The organism is Pseudoxanthomonas sp. YR558 (assembly GCF_900116385.1).
Classification (GTDB): Bacteria; Pseudomonadota; Gammaproteobacteria; order Xanthomonadales; family Xanthomonadaceae; genus Pseudoxanthomonas_A.
Genome location: NZ_FPCI01000001.1, coordinates 2409994 through 2424415, shown reverse-complemented (window position 1 = coordinate 2424415; position 14422 = coordinate 2409994). Strand labels below are relative to the sequence as shown.

The 14422-nt window shown below is 66.2% G+C and carries 9 protein-coding genes and 1 tRNA gene; 3 read left to right on the top strand and 7 right to left on the bottom strand.

Annotated features, from left to right (window positions below):
* Positions 1–7: 7 nt before the first annotated feature.
* From bioC to bioB, 4 genes are all read right to left on the bottom strand, one after another.
* Positions 8–907: a malonyl-ACP O-methyltransferase BioC gene (gene bioC / locus BM365_RS11230; RefSeq protein WP_093489210.1), complete on the bottom strand. Its 900-nt coding sequence runs from the start codon at positions 905–907 to the stop codon at positions 8–10.
* Positions 904–1674 (bottom strand): pimeloyl-ACP methyl ester esterase BioH, encoded by a 771-nt coding sequence (gene bioH / locus BM365_RS11225; protein WP_093489208.1) that lies wholly within the window; start codon positions 1672–1674, stop codon positions 904–906. Before bioH ends, bioC begins: the two co-directional genes overlap by 4 nt.
* A gap of 58 nt (positions 1675–1732) precedes the next feature.
* Complete coding sequence (gene bioF, locus BM365_RS11220) at positions 1733–2932, bottom strand: 8-amino-7-oxononanoate synthase (RefSeq protein ID WP_093489206.1); 1200 nt, start codon at positions 2930–2932, stop codon at positions 1733–1735.
* A gap of 126 nt (positions 2933–3058) precedes the next feature.
* Positions 3059–4135: a biotin synthase BioB gene (gene bioB / locus BM365_RS11215; RefSeq protein ID WP_093489204.1), complete on the bottom strand. Its 1077-nt coding sequence runs from the start codon at positions 4133–4135 to the stop codon at positions 3059–3061.
* A 61-nt stretch (positions 4136–4196) separates the two neighbouring features.
* Between bioB and BM365_RS11210 the strand changes: the two genes are divergently transcribed.
* Entirely contained in the window at positions 4197–4898 is a 702-nt protein-coding gene (locus BM365_RS11210) for a ComF family protein (protein WP_093489202.1), read from the top strand.
* Between the two features lie 6 nt (positions 4899–4904).
* Here the strand turns inward: BM365_RS11210 and ubiA are convergent, their stop codons facing one another.
* Positions 4905–5798 (bottom strand): 4-hydroxybenzoate octaprenyltransferase, encoded by an 894-nt coding sequence (ubiA, locus tag BM365_RS11205; protein ID WP_093489200.1) that lies wholly within the window; start codon positions 5796–5798, stop codon positions 4905–4907.
* A gap of 100 nt (positions 5799–5898) precedes the next feature.
* Between ubiA and BM365_RS11200 the strand changes: the two genes are divergently transcribed.
* Positions 5899–5975 (top strand) — tRNA-Arg (locus tag BM365_RS11200).
* Positions 5976–6151: 176 nt separating this feature from the next.
* Complete coding sequence (locus BM365_RS11195) at positions 6152–8824, top strand: serine/threonine-protein kinase (protein WP_093489197.1); 2673 nt, start codon at positions 6152–6154, stop codon at positions 8822–8824.
* Positions 8825–8878: 54 nt separating this feature from the next.
* Here the strand turns inward: BM365_RS11195 and BM365_RS11190 are convergent, their stop codons facing one another.
* Both BM365_RS11190 and BM365_RS11185 read right to left on the bottom strand, forming a co-directional pair.
* Entirely contained in the window at positions 8879–9361 is a 483-nt protein-coding gene (locus BM365_RS11190; RefSeq protein WP_093489195.1) for a hypothetical protein, read from the bottom strand.
* Positions 9362–9634: 273 nt separating this feature from the next.
* Positions 9635–14236, bottom strand: a complete 4602-nt coding sequence (locus tag BM365_RS11185; protein ID WP_175502066.1) for a beta strand repeat-containing protein — start codon at positions 14234–14236, stop codon at positions 9635–9637.
* Positions 14237–14422 lie beyond the last annotated feature (186 nt).

Here is a 14422-nt window from a genome sequence, read left to right as displayed (position 1 = left end):
GCGCGCGTCATTCGCCCCGGCGGCGGATGGGAATGCGTGACAGCGGCACCGCCGCGATGTCCTCGCCCTGTCCGCGGATCGGCGCGCCCGGCGGCGGCGCCCACGCGTGGGCATAAAGTACTTCCCAGGTGCTTGGCAGCTTGCCGTCGTCGCGCCGTAGCGGTTCGTATGCAGCGGCTGCAGCGGAGAAGCGCGCTCTTCCGGTCAGCGTATGCCGCCGTCGATGCAGGGCATTCGTCGCGCCCATCGCACGCAGTTCGCGCATCAGGCTGGGCAGGTCGTCGTAGGTCAGGGTGAAGCGATCGCGGTCCAGCACGGGATCGCGGAACCCCGCCATCACCAGCGCATCGCCGAACTGGGCGATGGGCGGGAACGGGCTGACGTGCGGCGCCGCATCGCCCTGCGCGAAGGCATCGCGGAGTTCCTGCAACGTCTCCGGCCCGAATGTCGAACACACCAGCAGGCCGCCGGGCTTCATCACCCGGCGGAAGTTGGCGAAGGCCGCCGGCAGATCGTCCACCCACTGCAGGCTCAGGTTGGAGAACAGCACGTCGACGCTGCCATCGGCGATCGGCAGCGCGCGCAGGTCGGCACAGACGCGCGAGAACGGCTTCCACCAGCCCGCCTGCTTCTTCGCTTCGCGCAGCATCGGCATGGCCAGGTCGAGTGCGATCACCCTCGCCTTTGGCCAGCGCTTGCGCATGGCAGCGGCCGCATGTGCCGGTCCGCAGCCGACATCGAGTATCACGCCAGGCTCGGCGCCATCGCTTCCGGTGCGCAGCGCGAAGTAGTCCAGCGACTCCATCAAGCGCTTTTCGACTTCGTGCTGGAGCGCCGCAGCCGCATCGTAGCCGGCGGCCGAACGCGAGAACGCGCGGCGGATATGGCGTTGGTCGAACGTGTTCATTGCGCTGCCTCCAACGTCGGCAGGAAGGCATCCAGCGCATCGACGACGAGATCCGCATGGCCGAGGAACGGCGCATGACCGCCACCGGAAATCTCGACATAACGCCCGTCGAACGCGGACTCCGAGGCGGCGCGCATGGCCTTGGCAGGCACCAGCAGATCGCGACGGCCGGCAATCCACAGGCTTGGCACGCGAATATCCGGCAACGCGGCGCGCAAGTCGCTCTGCTCCAGCAGGCGCAAGCCCTCCTGCAGTGCGGACGGCGTCGGTTCGCCGCGCGCGTACACATCGCGCTTCAACGTACGCAGCTCGCTGCGCGCGTGCTCCGAACCCATGGTGTCCAGCGCCAGGAATCGCTCCAGCGTGCCTGCATAGTCGTTCCGCAGATCGTCGCCGAACTGCCCGAACACCTGTGCGTCCACCGCATACGGCCAATCTTCGGAACGCACGAAACGCGGCGTGGACGCCATCATCGCCAATCCGCGCACCTGCGACGAACGCGCGGCGGCGTGGAGTGCGAACAGGCCGCCCAGCGACCACGCGAGCCACGCGGCCGGCGGCGTGCGTGCGAGCAATGCGTCGACGGTGGCATCGAGCGAGAGCGGAATGTCGCTGTCGCGACTATGGCCGTGCCCCGGCAGGTCGACCAGGTGCAGCGTGTAGCGGTCGGACAGGCGCTGCACGAGCGGCGCGAACACGCCGCCATGCAGGGCCCAGCCGTGCAGCAGCACCAGGGAAGGGCCGCTGCCGGTGGTTTCGATATGCATGCGCGTATTGTCGCCGATCAGGCGCGGCGGAGTGCATCCATGCGCAGGAAAGCGCGTGTCAGGCGACGGCGCCGTGCACGCGCTGCACGGCATCCCACGAGCGCGCCAGCGTGGCGACGAGGGCGTCGACGTCCTGCGGCGAATGCAGCGCCGAGAGGGTGACACGCAGGCGCGCCTTCCCATCCGGAACGGTGGGCGGCCGGATCGCCGGCACCAGGTAGCCGGCGCTATCCAGCGCCGCGGCCAACGCCAGCGCGTTGCCATCGCTTCCGCACAACACGGGCTGGATCGGCGATTCGGACGCCATCAACTGCAGGCCGGCACGTTGCGCACCGACGCGGAACCGGTCGACCAGCATCTGCAGCTTCTCGCGGCGCCAGTGGTCCTTGCGCGCGTGCTTCACCGCAATGCGCGTGGCCGCGGCCAGCGCGGGTGGCATGGCCGTCGTGTAGATGTAGGGCCGCGCGGTTTCCGCCAGGTGCTGGACGAGCGTCTCTTCGCCCACGACCACCGCGCCGTAGCCCCCCAGCGCCTTGCCGAGGGTGACCAGCTGCAGCGGCACATCGGCCACGCCCATCCGCGCTTCGGCCACGCTGCCGCGGCCATCGGGGCCACGCACACCGACGCCGTGGGCGTCATCGACGAAGAACAGCGCCTGCTGCATGCGCGCGACCAGGCTCAGCGCGCGCAGCGGTGCGGTGTCGCCATCCATGCTGAAGACACCGTCCGTCACAAGCATCGCCGCACCTTCCGGTTGCAGCTTGAGCTGCCGAAGCGCGCCTTCCGGATCGAGATGCGGATAGCGCCGCAGCTTCGCGCCCGCCAGGCGTGTCGCATCGAGCAGACTGGCGTGGTTCAACCGGTCCTGCACGCAGACGTCGCCGTCCTCCAGCAACGCCTGCTGCACGGCCAGGTTTGCGAGGAAACCACTGCCGAACAGCAGCGCGCGCGGATAACCCAGCCAGTCCGCAATGTCGCGCTCCAGGCCTTCGTGTGCGGCGTGGTGGCCGCTGACCAGATGCGATGCGCCCGCGCCCGCGCCATCGCGCCCCGCCGCGTCCTGCAGGGCCGTGGTGACTTCGAACTGCTGGGCCAGTCCGAGATAGTCGTTGCTACTGAACTCGGTCAGCCAACGTCCATCGACTTCGACCCGCACGCCGTCGCGCCGATGGATGGTGCGGCGCGTGCGCTGGCGCGCCAGGGCGACACGCTGCTGGCGCTGGGCGAGGATGCGGTCGTGCAGGTCGAGACGGCTCATGGTGTCGGCACCGGATGCTGGGGATCGCGTCGATGGACGCGCCCGGGGCGCGGCGACGCCGACGCGCCGGGACGCGATATCCGCGCCGGCGTGATGGCCTTCGTCCTGCCCCCTGTTGCGCCCCGACTATGCCGCCTGGCCGCAGGACGGCGCAGGACGGGTGATGTCGGCATGCACCGTACCGCTGCCGGCGGCATCCATTCTGTGATGGTCGTGCACGTTTTCCACCTGCACCGCCATCGGCCGCAAGCCCAGCCGGGCGAACAGGGCCTGGTCGCGCTCGGTGTCGGGGTTGCCGGTGGTCAGCAGCTTCTCGCCGTAGAAGATGGAGTTGGCGCCTGCCAGGAAGCACAGCGCCTGCAACTCGTCGCTCATGGCCTCGCGACCGGCCGACAGGCGCACCATCGAGGCCGGCATCGTGATGCGCGCGACCGCGATCGTGCGGACGAACTCGAACGGGTCCAGCGCCTGCGTGCCGTGCAGCGGCGTGCCCGCCACCTGCACCAGCTGGTTGATCGGCACGGAATCCGGATGCGCGGGCAGGTTCGCCAGCGCCTGCAGCAGGCCGGCGCGCTGGTCGCGCGACTCGCCCATGCCGACGATGCCGCCGCAGCAGGTCTTCATGCCGGCGTCGCGCACGTGGGCCAGCGTGTCCAGCCGGTCCTGGTATTCGCGGGTGTGGATGATGTCGCCGTAGAACTCCGGCGCCGTATCCAGGTTGTGGTTGTAGTAGTCCAGGCCGGCGTCCTTCAACGCATGCGCCTGGTCGCCGCTCAACATGCCCAGCGTCGCGCAGGTCTCAAGGCCCAGTGCCTTCACCCCGCGGATCATCTCGGCGACCTTCGGGATGTCGCGGTCCTTCGGCGAGCGCCAGGCCGCGCCCATGCAGAAGCGCGACGCGCCCGCGGCCTTGGCCTGCGCGGCCTTCGCCAACACCTGTTCGGTCTCCATCAGTTTCTGCGCGGCCACGCCGGTGTCGTAGCGCTGCGCTTGCGGGCAGTAGGCGCAGTCCTCCGGGCAGCCGCCGGTCTTCACCGACAGCAGCGTGGATACCTGCACTTCGGCCGGATCGAAATGGGCCCGGTGCACGCTGGCGGCCTTATGGAGCAGGTCCGGCAGCGGCAGGTCGAACAGGGCCAGCAACTCGTCGCGCCGCCAGTCGTGACGCAGTGTGGGAAGGGGGCTGGAAATGTGCACAGACATCGCGGACTCGGGGATTTACAGTCGCGGAAGTCTGGAAACCAGGGAAGAGGCTGTCAACCGCATGGATGTCGGTTCAGTTGACGGATGGCGCAAAGCGGCGCGCTGGTTGCTGCCCCCGAGATGCCTGATCTGCCGCGAATCGGGCGCCTACGGTCTCGATCTATGCGGCAACTGCACGCAATCGTTGCCTTGGAATCGTGCTGCCTGTGCACGCTGCGCGCTGCCGTTACCCTTCCCGGGCGAATGCGGGGCCTGCCTGGTTGATTCCCCGCCGCTTGTGAAGACCACCGCTGTCTTCGTTTACGGGTTCCCAGTGGATCGGCTGGTGCCCCGGTTCAAGTTCCACCAGGACCTGGCAGCGGGTCGCCTGCTCGCCGACCTAGCCACCGGCACCTTGGGCCGTGCGCCCCGGCCGGATGCGCTGGTCCCCATTCCGCTGCATGCAGGCCGCCTGCGCGAGCGAGGTTACGACCAAGCCTTGGAGCTCGCACTTCCGCTCGCCCGGTCGTTGTCGACTCCGCTGCTAGCCGACCGCCTGGTACGGTTTCGCGCGACCGCGCCGCAATCGGAACTGCAGGCGGACGCACGCGAGCGCAATGTCGCCCGCGCATTCGGCATCGCCGGCGCGGGTCCGCTGCCGGCGCATGTCGCCCTGCTGGATGACGTGATGACGACCGGCGCGACCCTGCACGCCGCCGCCCGCACCTTGCTTGCAGCCGGCGTCACCCGGGTCGATGCCTGGGTCATCGCCCGTGTGCCGTAATTGCGTTCAGCGCGCCAGGTCGAGCCAGAGACCTGCAAACACCACCAATCCCACCCAGTTGTTGTGCAGGAAGGCCTTGAAGCAGCCTGCACGTTCCCGGTGCCAGGCGAGCCTGAATTGCCAGCCGATCAACAGCGCCGACACGCCCAGCGCACCCCAGTAATAGAGACCCAAGCCGGCCTGGCGACCGACGAGGCCCAGCGCCAGCAGCACCAGCGCGTAGAGCACGCCCTGGATCACGAGGTCCAGGTCGCCGAACAGGATCGCCGTCGATTTTGAACCGGCCCGGATGTCGTCCTCGCGGTCCACCATCGCGTACCAGGTGTCGTAGGCGGTCGCCCACAGGATGTTGGCCCCGTACAGCACCCACGCCACCGGCGGCACCGCGCCCTGGATCGCTGCGAACGCCATCGGGATGCCCCAGCCGAACGCGAGGCCCAGATACACCTGTGGCAGATAGGTGTAGCGCTTCAGGTACGGATAGCTGGCCGCCAGCAACAGCCCAATCACGCTCAACCACACCGTCAGGCGGTTCATCGTCAGCACCAGGCCGAACGCCACCAGCATCAGCGCCGCGAACACCAGCAGCGCCTCACGACCGCTGACCGCACCGGTCGCCAGCGGGCGCTCCCGTGTGCGCTCGACCTGCGGATCCAGCCAGCGATCGGCATAGTCATTGATGACGCAGCCGGCCGAGCGCGTCAGCCACACACCCGCCGTGAACACGAACAAGGTCCACCATGGCGGCATGCCGCCGGCCGCGAGCCAGAGCGCCCACCAGGTCGGCCACAGCAGCAGCAGCACGCCGATCGGGCGGTCTCCGCGCACGAGCTTCCAGTACTGGCCCAGCCGTTCGCGCCAGCGCGGCACCCCGGCGTTCTCGAAACGTTCGTATCCCATGCGTAAAGGGTAACAGGCACGCCCTCCACGCCAGGATGGCACCGCACCGCATCGCGAAGTGGGCCATCGCATCGGTTTGCGGCTAGAATGCCGGTCCCGTGCGCCCGTAGCTCAGCCGGATAGAGTAGTGGCTTCCGAAGCCATTGGTCGGGGGTTCGAATCCCTCCGGGCGCGCCATCTTCCTGCCGCCATGCCTCCCTTTGCGAAGCACGCTACGCTCGCAGCATGGGACGCATGTCCGCTCACGCTTCCAGGCTCCGATCTTCCTCCGTGTCGGCACGAACGGCGGCGTCCCGGATAACTCCTGTACGCCGGATCGCGCGCGGCTCCCCCCCTTTGCCTGATCCTCGCCGATGTCCGATCTAGAGGCCCGTGCGCTTGCCCTGTTCGACGACTACGTCGACCTGCCGACGCCACGCCGCGCCGAGGCGCTCTCACGCCTGGCGGTGGAGGACCCTCCTCTCCATGAAGTACTCGTCCGTTGGCTCGCGGCGGACGCCATGGATCATCCGTTGGAAGGGATGGACTTCGACGACCTGCTGGGGCTGCCCGGCACAGGCGATACAGAAGACGCATCAGGGGACGTCGCTTCCAACCGCGTCGGCAATCGGCTGGGACCCTGGCGCATCGACCGCCTGCTGGGAACCGGCGGGATGGGGACGGTTTACGAGGCCAGCCGCGCTGACGGCCAGTACGAGAAGCGTGTGGCGCTCAAGTGCATCCGCAGCGAAATCTCTTCGCCATCGCTGATCGATGCCTTCATGCGCGAGCGCAACCATCTCGCGCAGCTCGACCACCCGCATATCGCGCCATTGCTCGATGGCGGTATCGAATCGGACGGACACCCCTGGTTCGCGATGCAGCTCGTGCAGGGCACGTCGATCGACCTATGGGCCGACCAGCAAGCACTGACCCTCACCGAACGCACCCAGTTGCTGTTGCAGGCTTGCGATGCGCTGCACTACGCGCACAGCCGCGGCGTGCTGCACCAGGACATAAAACCCGGCAACGTGCTGGTCGCGCAGGATGGCCGCGTGTACCTCGTCGATTTCGGCCTCTCCGCCGTCATCGATGGCGGAGAGGGTCCGGCGTCGCCGCGCATCGCCGTATCCAACGGCTATGCGGCCCCTGAAATACTCGCGGGGGAAGCGTCGTCGGTCGCCAGCGAAATCTATGCGCTCGGCGTGATGATGTACCAGTTGTTCGTGGCGAACTGGCCGCGCCCGCTACTTCCCTTGCACGCCAGCTTCACCCGCTTGCCGGCGATCAAGGCACAACCGCCCTCCTCCTTGGCCGACGCCGCATGGGCGGGCGTAGCCACCCATCGCAGATGCCGCGACAACGCGCAGCTGCGCAAGCAGCTACACGGGGACCTGGATGCCATCGCGCTGAAATGCGTCGCGTTGGCGCCAGCGGATCGCTACCCGAGCGTCGGCGCCTTGATCACGGACCTGCAGCACTGGCTTTCACGCAAGCCCGTCGTCGCGCGCAAAGGCGGGCGTCTCTACGTGGCGCGGCGCTTCGTCCAGCGCCACGCTGTCGCAAGCGCCATCGCCGCGGGCACCTTGGTGTTCGTGCTGGCGGCGGCGGGTGTATTCACCTGGTATCACCTGCGCGACCAGCAGGAGGACCGCGACATGCAAGCGGTATCCACCCTGTTCGAGGACACGCTCGGCGCCGCCACGCTGTCGGGGCTGGCCGAGACCCGGCCTTCATCGCGCCAGCTTCTCGACCAGACCGAAGCCCACCTGCGTCGCCTGCCGTTGCAGTCCAGTCCCGCCCTCAAGGCGCGCGCACTGGTATCGCTGGCCCGTAGCTACGCGGTGCTGGGCGACTATCCGCACGCATTGGCGCTGGCGGACGAAGCGAACACGCTACTCGCGGACGAGCCCGCACTGCGCCCCGATACTCAAGCCACGCTCGCCACGCTGCTCAATCTGCAGGCGCGGCATGCCGATGCACGGGATGTGGCGCTCGCAGGCCTGCAACAGATCACCGCCTCGCGACATAAGGCCGACCTGACATCGCTCAGCCTGTTGACCGAGCTCGCGCGTGCGCACTGGGGACTTTCGGATCACGCCGCAGCCTTCGAAGCCCTCGCATTCGCGGACACGACGGCCGACGGGCTGCCCGTGCCTCTCGCGCGCACGACCCGCATCGATCTTCTGACTCTGCGTGGGCAGTGGCATGCGCAACTGTTGAATTTCCGAGATGCCGAGCGCGATCTGCGCGGTGCGGTCGCCTTGGCTGGCGCTGACTTGCACGCCGCCTCAGATAGCGCTCGTGAAGCGCTCGCGACGCTACTGGTGCACGAGGGGCATCCGCAGGAAGCGCTTCGCATCGCCGATGCCTTGCTGGCGTCGCGTCGTCAGCGTCTCGGGGCGGCGCATCCAGACACGTCCCGCAGCCTCAGACTCAGACTGGAGATCGCGCTCACGGCCGCGCCTACATCGGTGGACGCCGGCGCCTTGCAGCAATCGCACGATGCCATCGCGGCCAGTTTCGGTACTCGGCATCCTGAGTACGCACGCCAGCGCTTGCTCGAAGCCCGTGCCGAGGCAAGAACGCATCCAGAGAGAGGTCTGGAACCCGCAAGAGAGGCGACCGCCCTGCTCGAGCGTACGTTGGGGCCGCGTCACGAAGCGACCTTGGCCTCAAAGGAGACGCTCGCGGATTTGTTGCTGGAACAGCCGACCGAGACGACGTCCAGGACCCCCAGCGCGGATGAAGCGATCGGGCTGCTGCAGGAAGTGGTGCAGACCGCGCGCCAACGCCAATGGCCAGCCCCTTCCGCACGTCTCGCCCTTGCCCAGGCGCTTCGCGCACGTGCTCGGCCACAAAAGCAAGACCTGCCCTCCGATGCGTCCGCCGCGGAGCGCCTGCTGCAGGATGCGCTGGTCGAAGCCCGCCGCCAATTGGGTCCGGATCATCCCCTCACACGCCGGATACGACGTGCGCTGATGGATCACTCCACCAGCATCAAGCCACTCGCCTCGACGCCGGGCGATCCAAGCCACCGCGAGTAACGGGGCGACCGCCGAGCGGAATCCTGCCCGCCCGGCGGCCAACCCGACATCAGCTTAGTTGCCGCCAGCGCCGGTACCGGCATCGCACGTGCCGGTCCCGATCAAGCCGTTGTTCCAGTCGTCCAGCACGCGCGACACCGCGATCAATTCCTGGCGAACCTCGCCATTCTTCGGCATGGCCGCGATTTGATCGGGCGTGTACTGCGCCATGAGCTGGTCGCCCCGCGCCAGTGCCGCGGAGACGATGTCCACCGACTCGGCACCCAGCGCATAGTTGGACTGTGCTGCCACTAGTTGGTGGGCCAGGATCCAGTAAGCGTTGCCCTTCGGTGCCACTTGCAGCACCTGCCGATAGCTCAGGCTGGAGAGGTAGAACGGCTGGTCACGGATGGCCATCCATACTTCGGTGCTCAGATCATTCGCATTCTGCGCGCGGTTCTGCCAATAGCCCTGGGTAAACTGGCACTGGGCTTCAGCGCGGGCATCGGGCATCACGGCCGACAAGGCGATGATCATCGCCAACGCACTGCTTTTCATAAATCGAGACTGCATCACTTCAAGACCCCCTGCTTCGGATGATGGTCGGGCGCCAATGAAGAAGCATGGCGCCCGTCGTTGGACGCAGGAGGAAAGGACCCATGCTCGATCGGCTTGCGCCACGACCCTGCACTCCTGCTTCACCCGGGAATTTTCGTGACGCCCATCGCAGATGGGACATAAGTGACAGCGATTTCGTTGTTCTCGTGATGTCACCTTACGCGCGCTGCTAGCCGCTTCGTGGACCGGGAGCGGCCTCTTCCGCAAGCGCGTTTACTGTCCGCTCGCCGTCACCGTGCATTGCAAGGTAAAGCTCACCTGCCCACCCGCCGGCAGGCTCGGAATGGTCACGCCACTGCCGAGCAATGTGGTGACCGGCACCGTCGGCGAAGGACAGCTCGCGCCACCGCTGGCACTACAGGTGGCCGTGGTGCTGGGCGTCGTACATGTCTGACCTGCACTCGCGCTGTCCGTCAGCAGCACATTGCTCGCCGCCGACGGCCCGTTGTTGCTCACCACCAGCGTGTACGTCACCACATCGCCCGACACCACCGGGTTGGGCGAGGCGGTCTTCACCACCTGAATGTCGGCCTGCTGCAGGGTATTGGTGAACGTGCAGACGATGTTGGCACCCGTCGCGGTCGCGGCCGCATTCAACACCACCGCTCGGTTCGTCAGGTCTGGTGTGGCGGTGCCGCCCGCGCCCAGCCCCGTGCAGGTGATATCGGTCACCCGGTAGGTGGCCGGCGTGGTGCTTTCGGTAATCGTGGTGGCGGTACCGGCGGCCGTCAGGGCCTGGGCTGCGCCGCTGACCGGCGTTCCGGCGACCGTGGTGACCAGGGTCTGCGTGACCACGCCGTTGGTCCCGGTGAAGCCAAAGCTGTCCACACCGCCGACGCTGGTCTTGCGGATCGTCAGCAATGGCGCGGATTGATCCACGTCGGTGGCCGTGTTGTTGGCGGTGTTGGTGTCCGTGATGTTGGCTGGCGCGATGATGCTTGCCGTGTTCGCCAAGTCACCGGAGAAACCAGCTGGCACGGTCATCGTGACCAGATAGGTCGCCACCGCACTGGGCGGAAGATCCAGGCCCGTGTCGTTGAGCGCACCCGTGCCGCTTGTTGCGCCGCACACCGCGCCACCGGAGGTCGATGCGCAGGTCCAGCTGACCGTGGCCGGATTGACGCCTGCTGGCACCGGATCGTTGACCGTCATGTCCAGTACACTCGAGGACGTACTGGTATTGGTGACGACCACGTTGTACGTCCGCGCTCCACCAGGCACATAGACATCAGCAGGCAGGTCGTTCGCTCCCGATGCGGGAGTATTCGTCTTGGTAACGGACAGATCGACCGGCGTCGAGCAGCCGAAGAGCGCCGGCGACGAGAAGAAATAGTCGTCACCTGTTGCCCCGCCGGTGTACCCCATCTGCACGCTCGTCACACTCGCCACCGATGCGGGTAACGTCACCCAGATGTTCTCGTTGGAAGTCCGGTTCGTCTCCATGGTCGTGGTTCCGCTGAACAGCGCAGCTCCATTCAACGCTACCAACGTGGCGTAACCGGCATATCCCGGCTGCGAGGTGATCCGCGCGTAGTCCACCCCGTTCACGCGGAGCGTCATCGTCGATGCATTCGAGGGTTGAGGGAAGCCCGGACTCCAACGCCAGTTCATGTTGACGACAAAACGCCCGCCGCTGCCCGTACCGACGGTATAGCTGCCGGCTGCCGCGATCAGCGTCGCTGTCCTCGTTTCGGTCGCGCCATCAAGGAAGAAGTTGCTCTGAAAGGGTGGCGTCGCGAACAGGTTCACAGGCGTCCCACCGGCCGGGCAGGTCGCCGGCGCCGGGGGCGAGGGCGTCACGCTCGTCGTCGCGCTCGCGCAATGCGCTGCGTCGGTGCAAGTTGCACCCGCCGTCGGCGCAGCGCCCCCATTGAACGCGTCGCCCCCCCCGCCGATCGAAGCGTAGTTGATGACGGAGGCAGGTGACGCGGACGTCACGACGACTGGAATCGTCAGAGCGACAACACCGCCGACGGCTATTGCAGTACTCGACGTGCACGTCAGGACCATGCCCGTGTTCGGGACGATGGTTGTCGCATTCTGCGCCGCTTCGTCCGAGTAACTGCACGTCCATCCTGTTGCTGCGGTGAAGGCCGTGGCGGGACGTATGCCGATACCGGAAGGCAACTGGTCGCGCACGGTGATGGTACCGGCAGTTGCCGCGGTGCCGACATTACTGACATTCAGGGTGTAGGTACTGCCAGTCTGACCGACCGTCCATGGCCCGTTGCTCACCTTGGTGATCGCCAGGGCGGGCACAAGCGCCGTGTTCGTGTAGGTGCAGATGATGTCCTCACCCGCATCCAAGTCGATCGTGGCCAGCCGCGTCGCGAGGTTGACCGCGGTTCCGTTGTCGGGATCAGTGCAAGTCAGGGCCGTGAGACTCCAGCCCGACACTGAAGTTTCGGTCACGCTGTATGCACCCGGCGTCAGGCCCGGGAAAACACGCGTATTGCTCAACGTCGCATCGGCATCATCATCAAGACTGAATGCACTGAGTCCGGCACCGCTCGTGGTGAACGCGAAGTCCTGAGGACTATCCGGCGCAGCGTCCTTGACGATGGTGATGCTGCCGCCTCGGATATCCGCGTCCGATGCCAGATTGTTGCTGGCGTTCGCGTCATTGATCGTATTCGGCGGCGTGATGGCGACCGTGTTGGTCAGCGTGCCGGTAAAGCCAACCGGCACCGTCATGGTCACCAGGTAAGTCGCTACCGCGCTCGGCGGCAGGTCCAGGCCTGTGTCATTGAGCGCGCCCGTTCCACTGGCGACCCCACACACCGCACTGCCGGAGGTGGACGTGCACGTCCAGCTGACGGTGGCCGGATCGATCCCAGCAGGCACCGGGTCGCTCACCCTGACGTTCTGGGCGCCGAACGAAGCGCTCGTGTTGCTGACCACGATGGTGTAGGTCCGTGCCTGGCCGGGCACATAGGTGTCGCTGGCCAGATCGCTAGGTCCGGAAGCCGGTGTGTTGGTCTTGGTGACCGAGAGGTCGGCATTGAACTGGATGTTCGCGCTGGGGCAGTTGGCACCGTCGCCGTTGCTGCTCACCGGATTGACGGTGCTCAATTGCGTCGCCGAGCCTACACTCGGATCCAGCGCGTAAATGACACCGCCCGAGGAGCCGAGCAGCATGTTGTTGAAACCCCACATCGACAATGCGTTGGTTAGCGGAGAGGTGGAGCCGATGGTCGTCACGGCGCCGCTGACAGGATCGATGCTGACCAGCTGACTCGGGCTCGACGTGCTGTTTACGCCATACAGCCGGCCGTTGTACCAGGCAAGGTCGAAGGTCTGGACTGGCTGGCTCAACGTGATGGTGGTGGCGGTGTAGGGCGTCGTCGCCAGATTGATGCGGTAGAGCGTGGTGTCCGAGAAGCCCGTCTTCAGGTAGTAGTCGCCCGTAGGCGAAATGACACCATTGTTGTACGTGGATGCCGGAAGGCCTGCGATGACACCCAAATTCAGGCCAGAGCCGTCTGCTCCGACGCGGATAAGCTCGACAACGCCGCCGCTCGTGGGCCAGCGGATGCCGTAGATATAGTTGTCCAGCACGTTGTAGCCAACACCGTTGCGTCCCGTCGTGGCGCTGGATGAACCCAAGGACGTGTACGTGAACGGCGTCGTGGAGTAGTTCACGTTGAAGAGCGTCGACGTGGACACTGGCACTTGGTCCAGGAACATTCGGGCATCACAGCTGCCGAAGTTCGGCTGCAGTGTCACGGGCGTGGCGCTGGTGGCGCTGTTGTTCGCAGCCACCGTGTCGTTCGCCACCGTATTGGAGACGGTGGCGGTATTGGACAAACTGGTGCTGTTGTAGAGCGCGGAAAGGGTGCCGCTGAGGGTGACGGTGATGCTCTGCCCGCTGGCCAGCGGCGAAAAGCCACTGCAGGTCACCGCGTTGCCGGCGCCCACCGTGCAACTACCACCTGTGGTGCCACCCGCGTTGGTCACTACCGCGGTCAGGCCGGTCACGGCGCTGTTGACGGTATCGCTGATGACGACGCCGTAAGCGCTCGTCGGATTGCTGAGGCCCGTGATGCCGCTGGCAAGCGCGTTGTTGGTGGCCGTCAAAGTCCAGCTCACCGGTCCGCTAGGAAGCACGGGGTTCGGTGTCGCCACGGACTTGGTGATGCCGGGATTGACTGGCGGCAGCGAGAAGTAGGTCTCGAAGGTGCCGCCGGCAAAGATGCCGCTGTACTCGACGCGGCAGACCGTAGCGTTACGGATGACCACGGCCACGAGCGACTCGTTCTGGTTGGTTGCGCCCGTGGTGTTGGTCAGGGTCACTGCAGTAGCGGTGAAAGCCGCTGACGGTACGGCACTGGTCGCAGCGACCAGATAGTCGAAGCCCGACGGATTGATCAACGTTCCCGCACAGGTATAGAACTGCAGCGTGGCGATTTCCCCCTGGTCCACATCCTGCATGTAGACGTGCGTGCCCAGCGGCAACGCCTGACTGAAGGTGTAGCGGATGCGGCCGCCCACTCCCAAGCCGTTTGCCGCACCCATCTCCCCCATCCTGGGAGCGGTTGCGGGATAGCCTGAACCTGTGGGCAGAAGTCCTGTCGCGAACTGGGATATGACGCCGGTGCCGGCGGCCGTGCCGATCTGCGTGGCGGTGAACGTATGCAGGGGCGATGCCTGTCCCGTCGTGACCGCGGCACCGTTGGCGCCGACGAACGTGCTGAAGAGATGGCCGCTGAAGTAATTCGAACCCGCAGGCATCGTGAAGGTCGCCGCATGTGCGACGACAGAGACCGCGAGCATGAATGCCAGCGACAGCCGGATCGCTTTGGCGCGGGACCTCATGGCAATGACAACCACATCTGCAGTCAACCGTGACAAAGATCCGGTGCGATGGCCGGGTGAAGCGTGGTCACGAATTGCAGTTTTCATTTTGTTCCCCGATGTTTCGCCGAAACACCCGTGTCTCACTCGCAACCTTTTCATGATGCAGTGGGCAGGCAGCCAAATCCATGAAAGGGCACCGGCAAC

Excerpts from the sequence above, each read along its gene's own strand:
- BM365_RS11185 (WP_175502066.1), bottom strand. The coding sequence starts at position 14,236 with ATGAGGTCCCGCGCCAAAGCGATCCGGCTGTCGCTGGCATTCATGCTC.
- BM365_RS11210 (WP_093489202.1), top strand. The coding sequence starts at position 4,197 with ATGGATGTCGGTTCAGTTGACGGATGGCGCAAAGCGGCGCGCTGGTTG.
- bioC (WP_093489210.1), bottom strand. The coding sequence starts at position 907 with ATGAACACGTTCGACCAACGCCATATCCGCCGCGCGTTCTCGCGTTCG.
- BM365_RS11195 (WP_093489197.1), top strand. The coding sequence starts at position 6,152 with ATGTCCGATCTAGAGGCCCGTGCGCTTGCCCTGTTCGACGACTACGTC.
- bioB (WP_093489204.1), bottom strand. The coding sequence starts at position 4,135 with ATGTCTGTGCACATTTCCAGCCCCCTTCCCACACTGCGTCACGACTGG.
- ubiA (WP_093489200.1), bottom strand. The coding sequence starts at position 5,798 with ATGGGATACGAACGTTTCGAGAACGCCGGGGTGCCGCGCTGGCGCGAA.
- bioF (WP_093489206.1), bottom strand. The coding sequence starts at position 2,932 with ATGAGCCGTCTCGACCTGCACGACCGCATCCTCGCCCAGCGCCAGCAG.
- bioH (WP_093489208.1), bottom strand. The coding sequence starts at position 1,674 with ATGCATATCGAAACCACCGGCAGCGGCCCTTCCCTGGTGCTGCTGCAC.
- BM365_RS11190 (WP_093489195.1), bottom strand. The coding sequence starts at position 9,361 with ATGAAAAGCAGTGCGTTGGCGATGATCATCGCCTTGTCGGCCGTGATG.